The organism is Streptomyces sp. NPDC058231 (assembly GCF_042882275.1).
GTDB lineage: Bacteria > Actinomycetota > Actinomycetes > Streptomycetales > Streptomycetaceae > Streptomyces.
In genome coordinates this window covers 1-16048 of the sequence record NZ_JBHVWN010000028.1, presented here as the reverse complement: position 1 = coordinate 16048, position 16048 = coordinate 1, and the positions used below count along the sequence as shown (strand labels likewise).

Below are 16048 nucleotides of genomic sequence, written 5' to 3'. Positions count from 1 at the left end.
CACAGGCATGCGCAGTTCGCCCGGTACGGGGCGGCTACCTGATTCCCTCCCGGCGCAAGTTCCTGGCCAGTTCGGCGGCGTGCCGCAGGACGGCCTCCCCGACCAGTTCCAGTTCCTCGTCGGTCACGTGCGCGATCGGAATGGAGACGCTGATGGCATCCGTCGCCGGGATCCGGTACGTGACCGGGGCCGCCACGCAGCACAGCCCCGGAGTGTTCTGCTCGCGCTCCAGCGCCCACCCTCGCCTGCGGGTCTCGTCGAGTTCGGCGTGCAGCTCGTCGCGCCGGGTGATGGTGCTGTCGGTCAACTGCGGCTGCTCGCCGTCGCCCAGCAGGCGGTCCACCTCCCGGGGTGTCAACTCGGCCAGCAGCGCACGGCCCAGGGCCGTGGCGTGAGCGGGAAGCTGACGGCCCACCCGCGACGTGAGCCGCCGCGAGTCGGTCGCCTCGCGGCTCGCCAGATAGATCACGTTGGGCGGGTCGAGCCGTGCGTAGTGCGTCGTGTAGCCGACGTCGGTGCGCAGCCGCTCGACCTGGCGGATCGCCAGGGGGAGCGCCGGGTCCCGGTCCAGGTAGGAAGTGCCGCACAGCAGCGCACGGGGCCCGATGCCGAAGACCAGTTCACCGTCGGGGTTCTCGACCCATTTCAGGGCACTCAAGGTGCGCAGCAGGGCGTAGAGGCTGGAGCGGGGGTACCCGGTGATCTCCTGCAACTGCCCCAGGGAGAGCGTCTCGTGCGAGCCGGCGAGTGCTTCGAGGATCAGTACGGCGCGCTCGGCGGACTTGACGAGCCCCCGTCCAGGCTCTTCCGCGTCCGGCACGGCTGGGGATGGTCCATGTTCAACCAATGAAATCCTCCCGAAACATTGACCCGCATCATACGGGGGACTAGCCTCCCGTCTGGCTTCAGTCCATGGATGGAACTTCAGTCTACATATGTAGACAGTGTTGCTCCAGTGGGCCCGCGCCTCCACCGATCCTTCCCCCCTCTCATTCTCACGGCACTGCGCGAGCCGCATCCGTAACCAGGAGTTCCCATGGCTGTGTTGGACTGGGTCGCGCTCGGCGGCTATTTCGTCGTCATGCTGCTCATCGGGGTGTGGTCGCACAAGCGTGTCAACGGCGTGAGCGACTACTTCACCGGGGGCGGCAAGATGCCCTGGTGGCTCTCCGGCATCTCGCACCACATGTCGGGATACAGCGCCGCGGTCTTCGTGGCCTACGCGGCCGTCGCCTACAGCTACGGCATCACCGTCTACATCTGGGCCTTCATACCGCTGGCCATCGGCACCGGCCTCGGCGCGCTCGTATTCGCCCCGCGGTGGAACCGGCTGCGCCGCCGCTACGGAGTGGCCTCACCACTGGAATACCTGGCCACCCGCTACAACATCCCCACCCAACAGGCCCTGGCCTGGAGCGGAACCCTTCTGAAGGTCTTCGACGTCGCCGCCAAGTGGGCGTCCGTCGCCATCCTCCTGAACGTGTTCACCGGCATGTCGATGACCACCGGCATCCTCGTGACCGGCATCGTCACGATGCTCTACTGCACCGTCGGCGGCCTGTGGGCCGACGCGCTCACCGACTTCGGGCAGTTCATCATCCAGGGCATCGCCGCCGTCGCCATGGTCGTCGTGGTGCTCGGTGAGCTGGGCGGGGTATCCGGCCTGAGCACCCTGTGGCACAAGCTGCCCGCCCACCACACGGAGCCGCTGGTCGACCCGTACACAGCGACCTTCCTCACCGCGTACATCGTCATCAAGATCTTCGAGTACAACGGCGGCATGTGGAACCTGGCCCAGCGTTACATGGCCACCGACAGCCCCAGGTCCGCCCGCCGTTCAGCCGGACTGTCCGCGGTCCTGTATCTGATCTGGCCCGCCTTCCTGCTCTTCCCCTCCGTCGCCGCACCGGTGCTGCTGCCGCACGTCACCGACCCCCAGCAGGTCTACGCGCTGATGAGCGAGAAGTACCTGCCCGCCGGGCTCGTGGGGCTCACGCTCGCCGGCATGTTCTCCCACACCATGGCGATGGCCTCATCCGACGCCAACGCGATCTCCTCCGTGATCGTCCGCGACATGATGCCGGTGCTGTCCCGCAAGGCACGTGTCATGAGCGAACGGGCCGGGCTGCTCTCTGCCCGGATCTGCACGGTCGTCTTCATCACGCTCAGCATGCTGGTCGCCATCGAGGCAGACCACTTCGGAGGGGTCCTCGGCATCATCGTCGCCCTCGTCGCAGCCGTCATGGGACCGATCTCGATCCCGCTCCTGCTGGGCATGCTTCCCCCCTTCCGCAAGTGCGGACCGCGAGCGGCGCTGATCTCCTGGGCGGCCGGCCTGGCCGGCTACTGGGTCGTCAAGTACGGCATGGACGGCTCCTCGACGACCACGGTCGTCGTCACGCCCCTGGTCATCTCGCTGGCGCTGTACATCCTCCTCGGCCTGATCCTGCCCGAACCGAGTGCGGAGGCGGACGCCATCGTGGCGGCGGTCGGACCCGACACGGACGACGATGATTCCCAGGGTGCCGAGGGCCGCGTTCCGGTTCCTGCCCGTAACCAGGAGGACCAGCTCGCCGAGAGGGCCGACGGCTGAACCGGCGGTCGCCGCTCGCGGCGACACGGTGGCCGCAGCACGGACTCGCTGCGGCCACCGCCCTCTCCACAGCCCATGTCCCCCGCAGCAGACAGACCACGACGAAGGCAGACCGCAGAGAGAGGCGGGGCAACGATGCCCGACAGGCCGGCTCGATCCATCGCGTTCCGTTCCACGACCGGCCGGCCGGCATCAGCCCGGCGCCGTGGCCGGCTCACGGCCTGCGCCGTCGCGCTGGCGGCGGTCGCCCTGGCCGCCGTACCGCAAGCCGCTGCCGCCCCCGTCGGCACGCCGCCGCCGGTCCGGGACACGGTACGGGCGCACAGCCGTGACATACCGTCGAACTTCGTCGGCCTGAGCATCGAATGGTCGCTCATCGAGCGGTACATGAGCCCGACGGCCCGCCCCGCCTTCGTCCGGCTGCTGCGCAATCTCGGCACCGGTGTGCTGCGTATCGGCGGCTCCTCGCAGGACGTCACACCATTCGATGCCACCGCGCCCAACACCGACGAGGTGATCACTCCCCAGGACCTGACGTGGATCCGCGAGACGCTCGACGCCGCCAACGCGGGCACACCCAGGAGCGCCGTACCGGCCTGGGGTGTCGTACTCGGCACAGCCATGTCGCCACCGACCGCCACCCGGCCGTTCGTCAGCCCCGAGTACGTCAAGAACTTCCTCGGCCAAGGCGTCGCCCGCGCCTTCACCGGTGACTCCGCCCGCTATGTGGCGGGCATCGAACTCGGCAACGAACCCGACCTGTCCTACGGTTCGAACCTGGACCGCTACCTCGCCGACCTGACCACCTACACCGACCCCGCCGTCGTGGGCCGTTTCCCGATCATCGCACCGAGCACCAGCGAGGACATCCTCCCCTGGCAGAGCATCGCCGGGAAAACGGTCCCCACCAGATATTTCTGGAACTGGCAGCAGATCCTCGACACCGCGGCCGCGCGCGTCAAGGACAACGCAGGAGCCTTCGGCCCGTATGCGAGCGACCACTTCTACCCACTCGCCCGCACCTGCACCGGCAAGCCCTACCGCTGCGCGAGCACCGGGGCGCTGCTCTCCGACGAACACATGGCGAGCCTCGACTACCAGGTCTGGACCCACGCCACCGAGGCCGCGGCCCACGGCCTGGGATACCGGCTGGAGGAGACCAGTACGGCCGCGAACCGCGGCGCGGACGGCGTCAGCAACGTCGCTGCCAGTGCCACCTACGCACTGGACCTGATGTTCCACACCGCCTGCCCGCAGCCCCCCGACCAGCCGTCCGCCAACGCCGGCTGCGGCACCGGCGCGACCGGTGTGAACTTCCACAACGCCGAGGTCCGGGCCTTCTATGCACCCGAGGAGGGCAACGCCTACTACAACGCGGTCGACTACGACCCGACCCCGGCGCTCGGAGCGCCGACCGCCGCCCCGTTGTACTACGCCATCCTGCTCTTCGGACACTTCGCACAGGGCTCGCAGGACCTGCGGCCCGTCACGGTGCCCGCCGACTCGGCCGGACCGGCCGGCGCGCAGCTCAAGGCGTGGCAGGTCGGCTCCGCGCACGGCCGGCGGAAGCTGTTCCTGATCAACAAGAGCGACCGGACCACCACCGTGAGTCTCCCGGTTCCCGCCGGCAGCGCCCGGGTGGACCGGATGGCCCCTTACGACCCGGACGGCACAGGCCGGACCCTCGACGCACCGCAGGTCCGCGTCGACGGCCGCACCGTGGCAGCCGACGGACACTGGCCCGGCTTCCGCCCCACGGTGGAACGGACCCGCGACCACCGGCTGACGACCACCGTCGGCGCCGGCGAGGCCGTGGTGCTGACCTTCGCCCCGGGGCACTGAGCAACAGCGCGTCCAAGGTTCGAACGATCTCTCGGAACGAGGAGAACCCAGTGTTGCGACGACCCAAGGCAGCGATACTCGCTCTGGTCTCGGCGGGCGCGGTCACCGCCGTCCTGGCCACGGGCATGGCCCCCACCGCGGACGCGGCGGTCCGCAAGCACGTCACCACCGACTACACCCTGCTGCGCCGCGGGCCGCACTCCTATGTCATCGGTACCGCCTACCGCGACTGGACCGCCGACGTCCACGGCGACCAGTCCGGCGGCTACCGCTGGGCCCGGGTCTTCGGTGACATCAACACCTGCCTGTGGATCTACGGCGGCGCCGTCGAGGGCGACGCGGCGGCCGATGTGAGCTGCGGCGCCGCGACCACCATGAGCACCGACACGTTCACCAACGGCCAGATCGGCGGCTCCGCGGACGACGGCGCATCCGTGGCCACCGTGGCGGGCGCGGGCTGCGCGACCTACGACGGCACGCACATCACCGGATACGGCAACGTCCGCCCGTGGCAGGTGCCGGCCACCGCCACGGCCCCGGTGAACGGCCAGGTCGCCATCGGACAGACCGTGCTGTGGCGGTACGTCTCCCGGGACGGCAAGTGGGTCATGGTCCGCGACCCGCGCGCCGGTTCCACCGACGGCAGCGGCCAGCAGGGCTGGTACTTCGTCCCCAGGAACTGCCTTCCGGTCACCCTGCCCTGACGCAGGGTCTGCCCGGAGCGGCCGACGCGGTGGGGACTGCACGCCATGCCGTCCCCACCGGTCGTCGGCTCGACGAGGTCGGTGCCGTTCCGGCCCACTCACCCGCTGCGGGCCGGTTCCGCCGGCCGGAACCACTTCTGCACGGCTGTCCGGAGTCCGTCCAGGTCCGCCGGGTCCGGGCGGGGCGAGGCCGATGCCCAGGCCACATAGCAGTCAGGGCGGACCAGCAGGGCGGTCGCTGCGGGCGAGGCCGGACCGGACCGCGCGGTGACGATGTCCACCCGGTCGCATCCCTCGGCCGCAGGCACGCCGGCCACCGATGCGTCCTCGGTCAGGTCGAGCAGCAGCGGCCGTGCGGTTCTGGCCAGTTCCGCCAGCCGGACCGTGCCGCCCGGGGTGCGCAGTTCCATCTCCGGTACGAAGCGGCCGACCAAGGGGTGCGCGTCGGGGCAGCCCATGTCGTAACGGATGTCGCTGCCGGCAGTGAGGTCGGCGAGATGCTGGACGGTGTCCCGGTGGCCGAGCAGTTCGTCGAACAGCTCGCGCAGCGCGGTGACATCACTGCCCGGTGCGGTCAGAGCGGCCTGCGCCTGGGAGTACATGACCATCCGGAGGGCGGCCTGACGGCGTTCGGTCTCGTAGCTGTCGAGCAGCCCGGGCGGGGCGCTGCCGTGGATCGCCGCGGCGAGCTTCCAGCCGAGGTTGATCGCGTCCTGCAGGCCGAGGTTGAGCCCGGGCCCGCCCCCTGCCGTGTACACATGGGCGGCGTCGCCGACCAGGAACACCCGCCGGTCCCGGAACCGTTCGGCCACGCGCGTGTTCCCGCCCTTCAGCCGCCGCAGCACGTGTGGGCCCTCGCCGCCGGGCGGCCCGAGCGGCAGGTCGGCGCCGAGCACCCGGCGGACACTGGCCCGCATTTCGTCGAGGCTCGGTGGGGCGTCGGTCCCCGGCTGGTCCCACTCCGTGGTGCTGACCAGAGGCGGGTGGCCGGGGAACGGCGCGTACGCGAACCCGCCGTGCTCGGTGCGCAGAGGCAGGAACGGCAGCACCGTTCCGTGGCCGGGAACCTTCAGCGCACCGGTACCGGGATCCACCCACTCCACGGGCACCGTTGCGTGTGCCGTCCGAGTGGTCCTCCGGTCGTAGGTGATGCCGGGAAACCCGATGCCGGACAGCTTGCGGGTGACGCTGTGCGCACCGTCCGCGCCGACGACATGGCGGGCTCGCAACCGGTAGGCCCGGTCGGCGGCCGCGACGTCCACGACGACCTCGTCGTCCCCCTGCGACAGGCCGAGGAGTTCGTGTCCCCGCCGGATCTCGACGCCCAGCTCCGTGGCACGCTCCTCCAGGACCTGCACGATGCGGTGCTGCGGCGCCGGCAGACCGTAGACCGGACTCTCCTCCAGCAGGCTCAGGTCCAGACCCATCGCCGCGAACATGAAATACGTGGAGTTCGGCTGCGGCGGTCCCGGGTTGCCGCTCAGTCGCTCGTACAGGCCCCGGTGGTCGACCATTCTCACCACCTGGCCGAGCAGCCCGTTTGCCTTCGGTTCCGCGCTCGGCGCGGGCAGACTCTCCAGAACGACCGGCCGAGCCCCGGCCAGGGCCAGTTCACAGGCGAGCATCAGCCCGTTCGGGCCGCCTCCGACGATGACTGCATCCGTGATCACGAACGTTTCCCCCTATGGACGGACGGAGAAGTGCAGGGCGGATCGGCCCACCGGCGGCGGGGCGGGGCCGGCTGCGCGGGACGGATCTCAGGGAATGGGAAGACCTGCGGCGATCCGGTCGAAGATCTCGCGCAACACCGGAACGAGCGGGGCGGCCGGCTCCGTACGCAGGGAGTGCTCCACGGCCACGGCACTGCCCGCGCCGACCACCGCGGCGACCAGCTTCGGATACACGTCCCGGGTCACGTCGGTACCGGTGCGCTCGGCGATCGCCTTGGCCAGCTCCTTCTCCGCGGCCGCGTTCGCCTTGACGACTTCCCCCTGCAGCGCCGGTTCGGCCAGCATGAGGCGGAGACCTTCCCGCCACCGTTGGTCGTGCGACGGCCTCGCCCCCGATGCGTCACCGGGCGCGAACTGGGCCTGCACGACATGGAGGACCGAATCCCACAGTGGCTCGGCGGCCGGCCGAGCGCGCAGTGCGTCGGCGATCCGCAGCATGCGCTCCAGATGGCTGGCGGCGATGGCTTCGGCCTTGCTGGAGAAGTAGTTGCGGAAGGTGCGCACGGACACGTTCGCCGCGGCGGCGATGTCCTCGACGGCCACGTCGTCCCACCCGCGCTCCACGCAGAGGCGGATCGTGGCCTGGCTGAGCGCGACGCGGGTCTCCCGCTTCTTGCGCTCCCGCAGTCCCATGGGGGCGTGGTCTTCCGGTGGCATGCCCGCCACCGTAGCAAGCCTTACCGAGATGGCAAGATTTCCCACACGGCAAAAATATTCACCGAGTGGTCCGATGCCCCGCGAGGGCGTGCGAGAGCCCTCCTGGAGCGGCTCCATGGCCCGCGGGAGCCGCCCCGGAACTCGTGCACGGAGACTTGCGGTGCCGTCGGTGCCGTACGGGGTGCGGCACGAGGCACCGCCCAGGGGCCGGTGGCCGAGGGACGGGCATACGTCCGCGGCCACACGGGCGACGGTCGTGGCTCCGCTCCGGATCCGCGGGGCTCGACCCCCGGGGAGGGCCCGTCCAGCGAGGCCCGGAGCGGCAACTGACACTCCGGCCGGTTCAGTCGAGACGGTCGTACTGATCCGGCTCCCAGTCGGCGAACAGCGTCAACGCCTTCTCCGTCTCGCTGCGTTCCGGCGTGGTGGAGGTCGCCGGCCACCAGTTCTCCACCTGATGGGCGTCCACGAGTACGAAGCCGCGGTACCCGTCGAAGTCGCCGGGATCGCTGGCCACACCGATATGGATGGGCGCGTCGTCGGGAAGATCGTTGAGGGCGTCACGCAGCTGTGCGGCGTTCCAGATCTGAGGGGTGTGCTCGAAGGTGTCGGTCATGGGCACAGGTTGCCGGAGCATCCTGCCCTGTCGGCGGAGACACGGCTGCGTCCCGGCCTAAAGCGCTGATCCGGTGCAAGGAGTGGAGTAGAACAGGCCACTCGCTCCCTGGCATCTCGCGGGGCGAGCAAGGGCACGGCGGACGCGGCTGTGGGTGGCCGGGCGGGTTCCTGGCGACAGGACGACATGCGACTGCTCGGTGCGACACCGGCCGCAGCGGCACCGATACGCTGCCCGGCGACGGGCGCGGCCGAAGCCTCGACGAGCGAATGCGCAGGCCGGACGGGATGCGGATCCCGTGGCGGGCGGGCCCGGAGACGACGTCGATTGAGGCATCGGCCCTCCGGCCGATCAGGGAGGACGCGGCTGTGCGGAGCGTGGGTGTGGAGGAGGAACTGCTTCTGGTCGATGCGGAGAGCGGGGAACCACGGGCACTGTCCACGGCCGTTCTGGCCATGGCGGAGCGGCATGGTGAGGGAGATTCCGCCTTCGAGTCGGAGCTCCATCGCCAACAGCTCGAATTCGCCACCCGGCCACAGACCGATATGGACGAACTGGCGGAGGAGATTCTCCGGCTGCGGGCGGAGGCTGCCGGTCACGCGGCGGATCTGGGGGCCGCCGTGGTCGCGCTGGCCACGTCTCCGCTCCCGGTCGACCCGAGTATCGGAACCGGGGAGCGCTACCAATGGCTGGAGCGGCAGTTCGGACTGACCGCGCAGGAGCAGCTGACATGCGGGTGCCATGTGCATGTATCGGTCGACTCGGACGAGGAGGGCGTCGCCGTGCTGGACCGCGTGCGCCCCTGGTTGTCGGTGCTGCTCGCCCTGAGCGCGAACTCGCCGTTCTGGCAGGGCCAGGACAGCACGTACAGCAGCTACCGGAGCAGGGTCTGGGGACGCTGGCCGTCAGCGGGTCCGGTCGACGTCTTCGGTACGGCGGGTCACTATCACGAGCAGGTCCAGGCGCTGCTCGACACCGGAGTGCTGCGCGACGAGGGAATGATCTACTTCGATGCGCGGCTCTCACACCGTTACCCCACCGTCGAGATCAGAGTGGCTGACGTGTGTCTCGATGCGTCGGTCACCGTGCTGCTGGCCACCCTGGTCCGCGGCCTGGTCGAGACAGCGGCGCGCGAGTGGCGCACCGGCAGGCCGCCCGCAGGGTTCGGGACGGCCCTTCTGCGCATGGCTGCCTGGCAGGCAAGCCGATCGGGGCTGGAGGATCGCTTGCTCCACCCGCTCACCATGCGTCCCGAACCCGCCGGAGCCGTGGCACGTGCGCTGCTGGCCCATGTGCGCGAGGCCCTGGAGGAGAGCGGCGATCTGCGTGCGGCCGAGAACGCCGTGACGTCGCTGCTGACGGGAGGAAACGGCGCGCGTGCGCAGCGGGACCTGATGCGCCGGACCGGCAGTCTCCGTGCCACCGTTGCCGAGTGCGTACGTCGGACGCGCGGATGACACGGCGCGGTTCCTGCCTTGCCGCAGCGCGTACACGCGGCCGGTCATCGGACACGGCGTCCTGTGACCCGTCCCGCCGGGCCGCGTTGTCCATGGCCCGGCGCACCCGCCGACGCGGATCCGCGTCGGCGGGTGCCTCACCCGGAGGCTTCTCGGGCTCCGACGCTGCCGTCCGCGGTCGCCTCGACGACCCCCGCCAGTCGCTTCAGCATCGTGCGGTGACGCATCTGCAGCAGAGCGTCCACGGCCGCGTTGTGAAGCCGGCCTCCCACCCCTCGCAGCGGGTGTTCGTCCACCACGACAAGTGTTTCGTCGCCCCACGGGCGGATGTCGAATGCGATCCGGGCGGTTCCGAGCGGCCCGCTGTCCGCTTCGAGTTCCAGTGCCCGCGGCGGATCGAGAAGCCGCACCACGGTATGCCCGCGGAACTCCTTCGGCCCCAGACGCAACGTGTACCGGATCGACGATCCGACCTCCGGCCAACACCCTTCCGCGGGGCGGGAAGAGCTGGTGCCGACGACCCAGTCGCCATAGCGTGAACCGTCCCGCAACACTGCCCAGAGCTGATCGGGCGAGCTGTGGATGAGCTGATGACGAATCGCCATGAGGCAACCTCCCGCGCGGCTCGTATCCAGGCTTCCGCCCCACCACTCCGACGGGACCGATGGATCGGTCCCTGCTCGGTGCCGTGGACGGCTCGCCCGCCCCGGGACCGGACCCAGCTCCCTCTCCACCCTATGCCGCCTCCGTCCGCTCCTCATCTGGATCACTCTTGCGCGGTGCACGCTGTGACGCCGGGCGGACGTCCTCGTTTGCCGCCTGGTCCCGGGGCTGGTTCGCTGGAAGGCGAGGCGCAACGCACCGTGTCACGGGAGAACGCCCTTGCCGCGGGCGCGAGAGAGGGGCGGCCGTCATGTGCCGATGGCTCGCGTACGCCGGTTCGCCGGTTCTGCTGGACGACATCGTGTACAAGCCGACGCACTCCGTCATCGACCAGAGCCTCCACTCGAAGCTGGGTGTCGAGACGACGAACGGCGACGGCTTCGGAATCGGCTGGTACGAGCCCGATTCGGGCGACGTAGGGCCGGCGGTGGTCCGCGACATCGGACCCGCGTGGAACAACCAGAACCTCCGTGAGATCGCCAGACACGTAACCTCGCCGATGTTCTTCGCGCATGTACGGGCATCGACGGGGACAGCCATACAGCAGTCCAACTGCCATCCCTTCCGCCGCGGACGGTGGATGTGGATGCACAACGGCTCGGTCACGGACTTCCATCGGCTACGACGGGAAATGTGCCTGGCGGTCGACCCGGCGCTCTTCTCGTCCATCGAGGGTTCGACCGACTCCGAGGTCCTGTTCTATCTGGCCGTGACGTTCGGCCTCGACCAGGACGTGCCGGGAGCGGTGGCACGGATGGCCGGCTTCGTGGAACGGCTGGGCGAGGAGCACGGCGTCGAGCACCCTCTCCAGATGACGGTGGCGGTGTCCGACGGCCTGTGCCTGTGGGCCTTCAGGTACTCCAGCGAGGGAAAATCACGATCGCTCTTCTACAGCAGCCGGGCGGAGACGGTACGGAAGCTGCACCCGGACCGCGCGTTCCTGCGTGACCTCTCCGACGACACCCGGCTGGTCGTCTCCGAGCCCCTGGGTGATCTGCCCGGCGTATGGAACGAGCTGCCCGAAAGCACCTACACCGTCGCCCCGCCCCAGGCCGAGGACTACATGCCCTTCCACCCGGCCTCGACCTGAGGCGTACTCGTCGACATCGCTGAACGAGTGGCTGTCCGCGGAGACGATCAGGACGGACCGGTGCGCGACCCCGAAGTGCGTGACGGACAGCCCGTGGGCCGGCCTGCACACGCTCTGCTCGACCTGTTCCGGGACACCTGTGTCGAAGAAGAGGGGCAGTGAGGACACGGCAGTTGGAACGGGTCGACTGCGGCCGAACGGCCCGGCACCGGCGGTTCAGTGGTAGATGTCGATGACCATGCGGTTCGGGGCGGTCAGGTGGGAGATCTTGTACTGGGAGTAGTCGCCGAGGGAGAGGCCGAACTCGGCGTGACCCTCGTACCAGCCCTGGAGCAGTTGGACGCCCTTGAGCGAGGGGAGCGCGACGTTGAGCGTGCTGGGACTGGTGTAGGTCGTGGCATCGGCCCCGCCCATGTCCAGCAGCAGGTATGAATTGCCGGGGATCGTCATGTACTTGGTGTCGCCGCTGGGCATGACGTACAGACCGTCGGGGGACACCGTGGCTGTCACCTGGGGATATCCCGTCTCGGTCAGGTCGAGGACGAGGCGGTCGTAGTCCGGGTGGGCGCCGGTGCGGGCGTCGAGGAAACACACCGAGGCGCAGGCCGGAGCCACGGCTGCGGTGTCGGCGGCCTGGGCCGGCACGACTCCGGCCAGGGTGAGGCCGGCCAACGCCGACGCGACAGCAGCAATCCGACGAGTTAATCCAGCAGTACGCATGAAAATCCCTCTGCGATGGGGAATTCATCTGCGGACGGCAGATGAAAGTACGAAAACTCTATCAAGGAGCCCTGTTTCAGGGCGGCTTGATGGACGGTCCGAGAAGGGAAGTATTGTCATCGGAGAGGCTTTTGCATGAGAAAGTGACCGGTCGGGCGCAGCGACTTCACGGCGCCGAATCGGTGCGCCCGATGGATTTGCCGTAGCCAGAACTGTGTACTCACCACGGATAATGGGGCAAAAGCTTCCCGACATGTGCCGCGGCGCGCGCGACCCGGGCGCCCCGACTTTGAGACAGAATTCGTTCCCCGCGGCCCTGTCCACCGCCGGCCCGTCAAACCCTTTCGGGTTCATCCGGACTCCGGGTCCGGACTCCGCGGGCAGAGCTCGCCACGCACGGGAATCCGGTGGGCGGCTCCGCGCTTTCGGTATCCTGGCGGGAGCCGACGAAGTACTCGCAGGAGCGGTCGACTTGCGGTTGGCGGGAGAGGGCCTGACTCCTGGTCAGGTCAGTATCGCGTACGGCCTCCATCCCTACTGGAGGGGTGTGGCCTGGCAACCCGGGCGGTTCTCCTGTCTCCAGGTACGCGGCGGGCGAGGGCGGGGAAACGGCGGTGATCCAGGTGGAGCCGGACAACGTCGCATCAGCCGCGGTCGCGCAGCGAGCCGGTTCACTTACGGCCGGCGGACGCACGACGAGGGCGTCACACGGTTCGACCGGTACGTCCGGGACCTACGCGTCGCCGCCGAGTGAGGAGTCGTGGAGCGGCTGCCCACGACCGGGCCCCCGCCGCGCGGCGGGGGCCCGCTGTGCAAGGTCATTCGTCGTCGGTGATCAGTGGATCCTGCGGGCCCGACCTCCCGGGTATGTTCTTCCGGGTGTCGTCCAGTGCCTCCTTGGCACGGCCCTTGGCCTGGTCTGCCTTTCCTTCGGCTATCTTGCCCTGGTCGCCGGTCATCTTGCCGATGGCTTCCTTGGCCTTGCCCTTGAGCTTGTCCTTGCCACTTCCTTGAGTCACTGCGTACTCCTTGCATGGACGCGTCCTTGCCCTTTCAAGCTAGGGCACGGCCGAACGAGGCGCAGGACGGTAAGGGAGCGGCGTCCGCGGTTACGTCGGTTTCGTGTCGCAGGACTCCCGCTGCACGGCGACGGCCCTGACGCTTTCGGTGCTGCGTCAGGGCCGTCACTCGGGTCCGGCGTGGGGCGCCGGAATACTGCACGTGTCTACCACATCGCCACATACGGAACTTGGTGGACACGCTTATCGGTGTGATGTGACCTCGTCAGGATTCTTTCCTTGACCACCTGCGGTGATTGCGCGCGGTGACCCTCCCGGATGCGTGAGCGAGAGGCGGCTGGTTGGCTGCGATGTGTCCCCACCCCACCCCATCCCAGGAGTGATGATGAGCGTTGCAGGCCAGTCCCCGAGTCGTGCGCAGCAGATGCAGGACAAGGTGCGCGAGCTGAACGAGCGAGCGGAGCGCACGGGCGACCCGAAGGAGCGCCGCAGGCTGCACGACGAGGCCCGGCGCATGCAGGAGCAGTCCATCCAGGAGGGTGGGCGTGCGACCGAGGGCGGCCCCGGCCGCCGTGCCGGCGGCGAGAAGGACGAGTACTCGTCTCGGTGACGCGTCTCCGACGTCCGGCTGAAGGATGGCCCCCGCCCCGAGGCGGGGGCCATCCCCGCTTCACCGCTGCGCAGTTGTCCCTCGGTGTCAGGCCACAACTTCGTGGTGGAGTGGCGGGACCATGAGAAGTCCCGTGCACGTCTGGGCCATGCGGAGACCGCTCGCCAACTGGAGACTCGCCTGACGCGCTGCCACCCCACGAACCGCCTTGCTGGCGGCGCAGATCTGGTTGCGGCGCGCGGAGGCGGCGGAACCACGGTCTTCGACTGGCTGGTCGAGATCTTCGGCGAACGAGCCCCAGGTGTCCTGCGGCTACGGTGAGCGCCTGCCCCGGATCGGAGCGTCTGCAAGGGACTTCTTGCCCTGGCACCCGCGCCGCCTCGTCGCCGGGGCGTGCGACGCACCCTCGGTGAAGTCCCTGCCGGTGTGACCGTCGGCCACGTCAGCGTTCGAAGGTACCGGTGAGACGGCCTCTGGCGACGACCGGGACGGCCAGTGAGGCGAGGAATGCGCGAGGTCTCGCCCGGTCGACTTCGGTCATGTCGGAGGTGCTGTCCACAGCATCGGCGAGGGCGAAGAGCTGAAAGGTGTAACGGTGCGGCCCATGGCCCTTGATCGGTCCGGGGCCCCGGTATCCCCTGCCGACGCCGGAGCGCAGCACCCGTACCCCGGCAGCCGGTTCGCGGGCGGACAGGGCACCTCCGGGCAGATGGCCTGGGGAGTCGAGGAGTGTGGGGTCGATCAGTGACACCCCGTGCACGAAGGGTCTCGTCATGGGGACGTCGATGTCCTCGATCACCAGCAGCAGCTGCGCGACGTCGCCGGACGGCTGATTCCAGGTCAGACAAGGGGAGAGATCCTTGCCGCCGACCCGCCGACCGGCGTGGTCCAGCGGGATCGGCGCCCCTTCGACGAAGTCCTGGCTCGTCAGCGTCAAGAGCTCGGGACCGCTCAGGTTGGGCCGGTTCCAGGCCAGTTGGGTCTCGCCCGCCCTGCGGTTCGTCATGATCTTGCCGAGTAGTGTCATCGCGCTGCCTTCACCTGGGGTGTGGAGTCCGCAGAACCGCCGTGCCGACGCGAGGGCGCGACCGGTTCGGGCGCCCGGCCGCGGAACTGCAGCAGTGAACAATTCCGCCGACAACGGCGCACCGGAGAAGACAGGTTACCGGCGGTCGGCGGGGCGCCGCACAGCCGGCCGGGGTCGGCGCCGCACTTCCTTCCGGTGCGAGGACGTGAACCGATCCGACGATCCGGCGGTACGGGACCGGGCCGACCGCTGTCGCCCGGCGACAATGCGGGGGGGAGGGCCCGGTTTTTGCGCCCGGTGTGGCGCGGCGCTGTGGCGGGGCCGACGACCTGGAATGCCACCGGTCCCGCCGGACCACCGCCGGGCGCTGGTGGACGGATCCGGTGCGGTGGCGGGTGTTTGTACCCCCGCTTAGCGTTGCGGGTGCAAGCAGTAACCCGCCCGAGAGGGAATGGTGCTCACGCCATGGCTGACAAACCCGCCATAGTCCTGGTCCACGGCTTCTGGGGAGGGGCCGCCCACTGGGGCAAGGTCATCACCGAGCTGCACCGGCGTGGCTTCGACTCCCTGCACGCCGTGGAGATCCCGCTGACCTCGCTGGCCGAGGACGCCGCCCGTACCCGAAAGATGGTCCAGCAGATCGACGGGCCTGTCCTGCTGGTCGGGCACTCCTACGGGGGCGCGGTCATCAGCGAGGCGGGGGACCAGCCGAACGTGACAGGTCTGGTCTTCGTCGCCGCGTTCGCCCCGGATGCCGGGGAGAGCGCCGGCGCGATCAGCCAGGAAATGCCTCCGGCCGCGTTCGAGAACCTTGCTCCGGACTCCGACGGCTACCTGTGGATCAAGCAGGACAAGTTCCACGAGAGCTTCGCCCAGGACCTGCCGGCCGACGAGGCCCTGGTCATGGCGGTCACGCAGAAGGCGCCGCTGGGGTCGACGTTCGGCGACAACGTCACCGCTCCGGCCTGGCGAGTGAAGCAGACCTGGTACCAGGTCTCCACCGCGGACCGCATGATCCATCCCGACAACGAACGACGGATGGCCCTGCGCATGAATCCGCGCAAGACCATTGAGCTGGACGCCGGCCACGCCTCGTTGGCCTCTCAGCCCGGCCCGGTCGCCGACTTCATCGCAGAGGCCGCCGGCGCCTGACCACGGATGATGGTCGAACGGTGGGGGGACGGGCAGCGCCCGTCCCCCCACCGTCGGCCGTCGCCCGGAACCGCGGGTCAGCCCTTGCGGGTCTTGACCTCGTCGGTGAGCTGGGGGACGACCTGGAAGAGGTCGCCGACGATGCCGTAGTCGACGAGGTCGAAGATC

15 protein-coding genes are annotated in these 16048 nt (G+C 69.3%); 7 read left to right on the top strand and 8 right to left on the bottom strand.

Features of this window, described 5'->3' with window-relative positions; all coding sequences use genetic code 11:
* Positions 1–34: 34 nt before the first annotated feature.
* Entirely contained in the window at positions 35–820 is a 786-nt protein-coding gene (locus ACFVXE_RS19975; protein WP_389672666.1) for an IclR family transcriptional regulator, read from the bottom strand.
* 216 nt (positions 821–1036) lie between these two features.
* On the opposite strand from ACFVXE_RS19975, the gene ACFVXE_RS19970 reads away from it, so the two are divergent.
* From ACFVXE_RS19970 to ACFVXE_RS19960, 3 genes are all read left to right on the top strand, one after another.
* On the top strand, positions 1037–2593 hold the full coding sequence (locus ACFVXE_RS19970) for a sodium:solute symporter family protein (protein ID WP_389672664.1): 1557 nt from the start codon (positions 1037–1039) through the stop codon (positions 2591–2593).
* A gap of 135 nt (positions 2594–2728) precedes the next feature.
* The gene (locus ACFVXE_RS19965; RefSeq protein ID WP_389672662.1) at positions 2729–4435 is read left to right on the top strand and encodes a hypothetical protein; all 1707 of its coding nucleotides are present in this window, start codon (positions 2729–2731) and stop codon (positions 4433–4435) included.
* A 50-nt stretch (positions 4436–4485) separates the two neighbouring features.
* A complete protein-coding gene (locus ACFVXE_RS19960) occupies positions 4486–5139 on the top strand; it encodes a hypothetical protein (protein WP_389672660.1) in 654 nt (217 codons plus the stop codon).
* Positions 5140–5237: 98 nt separating this feature from the next.
* Here the strand turns inward: ACFVXE_RS19960 and ACFVXE_RS19955 are convergent, their stop codons facing one another.
* The 3 genes from ACFVXE_RS19955 to ACFVXE_RS19945 all read right to left on the bottom strand — a co-directional run bounded on the left by ACFVXE_RS19955 (position 5238) and on the right by ACFVXE_RS19945 (position 8142).
* The gene (locus tag ACFVXE_RS19955) at positions 5238–6809 is read right to left on the bottom strand and encodes an FAD-dependent monooxygenase (RefSeq protein WP_389672658.1); all 1572 of its coding nucleotides are present in this window, start codon (positions 6807–6809) and stop codon (positions 5238–5240) included.
* Positions 6810–6896: 87 nt separating this feature from the next.
* Positions 6897–7526: a TetR family transcriptional regulator gene (locus ACFVXE_RS19950; protein WP_389672656.1), complete on the bottom strand. Its 630-nt coding sequence runs from the start codon at positions 7524–7526 to the stop codon at positions 6897–6899.
* Between the two features lie 343 nt (positions 7527–7869).
* Positions 7870–8142 (bottom strand): DUF6225 family protein, encoded by a 273-nt coding sequence (locus tag ACFVXE_RS19945; RefSeq protein WP_389672654.1) that lies wholly within the window; start codon positions 8140–8142, stop codon positions 7870–7872.
* A gap of 368 nt (positions 8143–8510) precedes the next feature.
* Here ACFVXE_RS19945 and ACFVXE_RS19940 point away from each other — a divergent pair, with 368 nt between their 5' ends.
* A complete protein-coding gene (locus ACFVXE_RS19940; protein ID WP_389672652.1) occupies positions 8511–9599 on the top strand; it encodes a glutamate--cysteine ligase in 1089 nt (362 codons plus the stop codon).
* 137 nt (positions 9600–9736) lie between these two features.
* On the opposite strand, the gene ACFVXE_RS19935 is transcribed toward ACFVXE_RS19940, so the two are convergent.
* Positions 9737–10204: an SRPBCC family protein gene (locus tag ACFVXE_RS19935; RefSeq protein ID WP_389672650.1), complete on the bottom strand. Its 468-nt coding sequence runs from the start codon at positions 10202–10204 to the stop codon at positions 9737–9739.
* A gap of 308 nt (positions 10205–10512) precedes the next feature.
* Between ACFVXE_RS19935 and ACFVXE_RS19930 the strand changes: the two genes are divergently transcribed.
* On the top strand, positions 10513–11352 hold the full coding sequence (locus ACFVXE_RS19930) for a class II glutamine amidotransferase (RefSeq protein WP_389672648.1): 840 nt from the start codon (positions 10513–10515) through the stop codon (positions 11350–11352).
* A 216-nt stretch (positions 11353–11568) separates the two neighbouring features.
* Here ACFVXE_RS19930 and ACFVXE_RS19925 read toward each other — a convergent pair whose 3' ends face one another.
* Both ACFVXE_RS19925 and ACFVXE_RS19920 read right to left on the bottom strand, forming a co-directional pair.
* Positions 11569–12024, bottom strand: coding sequence for a hypothetical protein (locus tag ACFVXE_RS19925; RefSeq protein WP_389672646.1), 456 nt, complete (start codon positions 12022–12024; stop codon positions 11569–11571).
* 866 nt (positions 12025–12890) lie between these two features.
* Positions 12891–13091: a CsbD family protein gene (locus ACFVXE_RS19920; RefSeq protein WP_389672644.1), complete on the bottom strand. Its 201-nt coding sequence runs from the start codon at positions 13089–13091 to the stop codon at positions 12891–12893.
* Between the two features lie 385 nt (positions 13092–13476).
* On the opposite strand from ACFVXE_RS19920, the gene ACFVXE_RS19915 reads away from it, so the two are divergent.
* Positions 13477–13701, top strand: a complete 225-nt coding sequence (locus ACFVXE_RS19915) for a DUF6381 family protein (protein ID WP_389672642.1) — start codon at positions 13477–13479, stop codon at positions 13699–13701.
* A gap of 442 nt (positions 13702–14143) precedes the next feature.
* Here ACFVXE_RS19915 and ACFVXE_RS19910 read toward each other — a convergent pair whose 3' ends face one another.
* Positions 14144–14728, bottom strand: coding sequence for a YbhB/YbcL family Raf kinase inhibitor-like protein (locus ACFVXE_RS19910; RefSeq protein WP_389672640.1), 585 nt, complete (start codon positions 14726–14728; stop codon positions 14144–14146).
* 465 nt (positions 14729–15193) lie between these two features.
* On the opposite strand from ACFVXE_RS19910, the gene ACFVXE_RS19905 reads away from it, so the two are divergent.
* Complete coding sequence (locus ACFVXE_RS19905) at positions 15194–15880, top strand: alpha/beta hydrolase (protein ID WP_389672638.1); 687 nt, start codon at positions 15194–15196, stop codon at positions 15878–15880.
* The last annotated feature ends 168 nt before the right edge of the window (positions 15881–16048 follow it).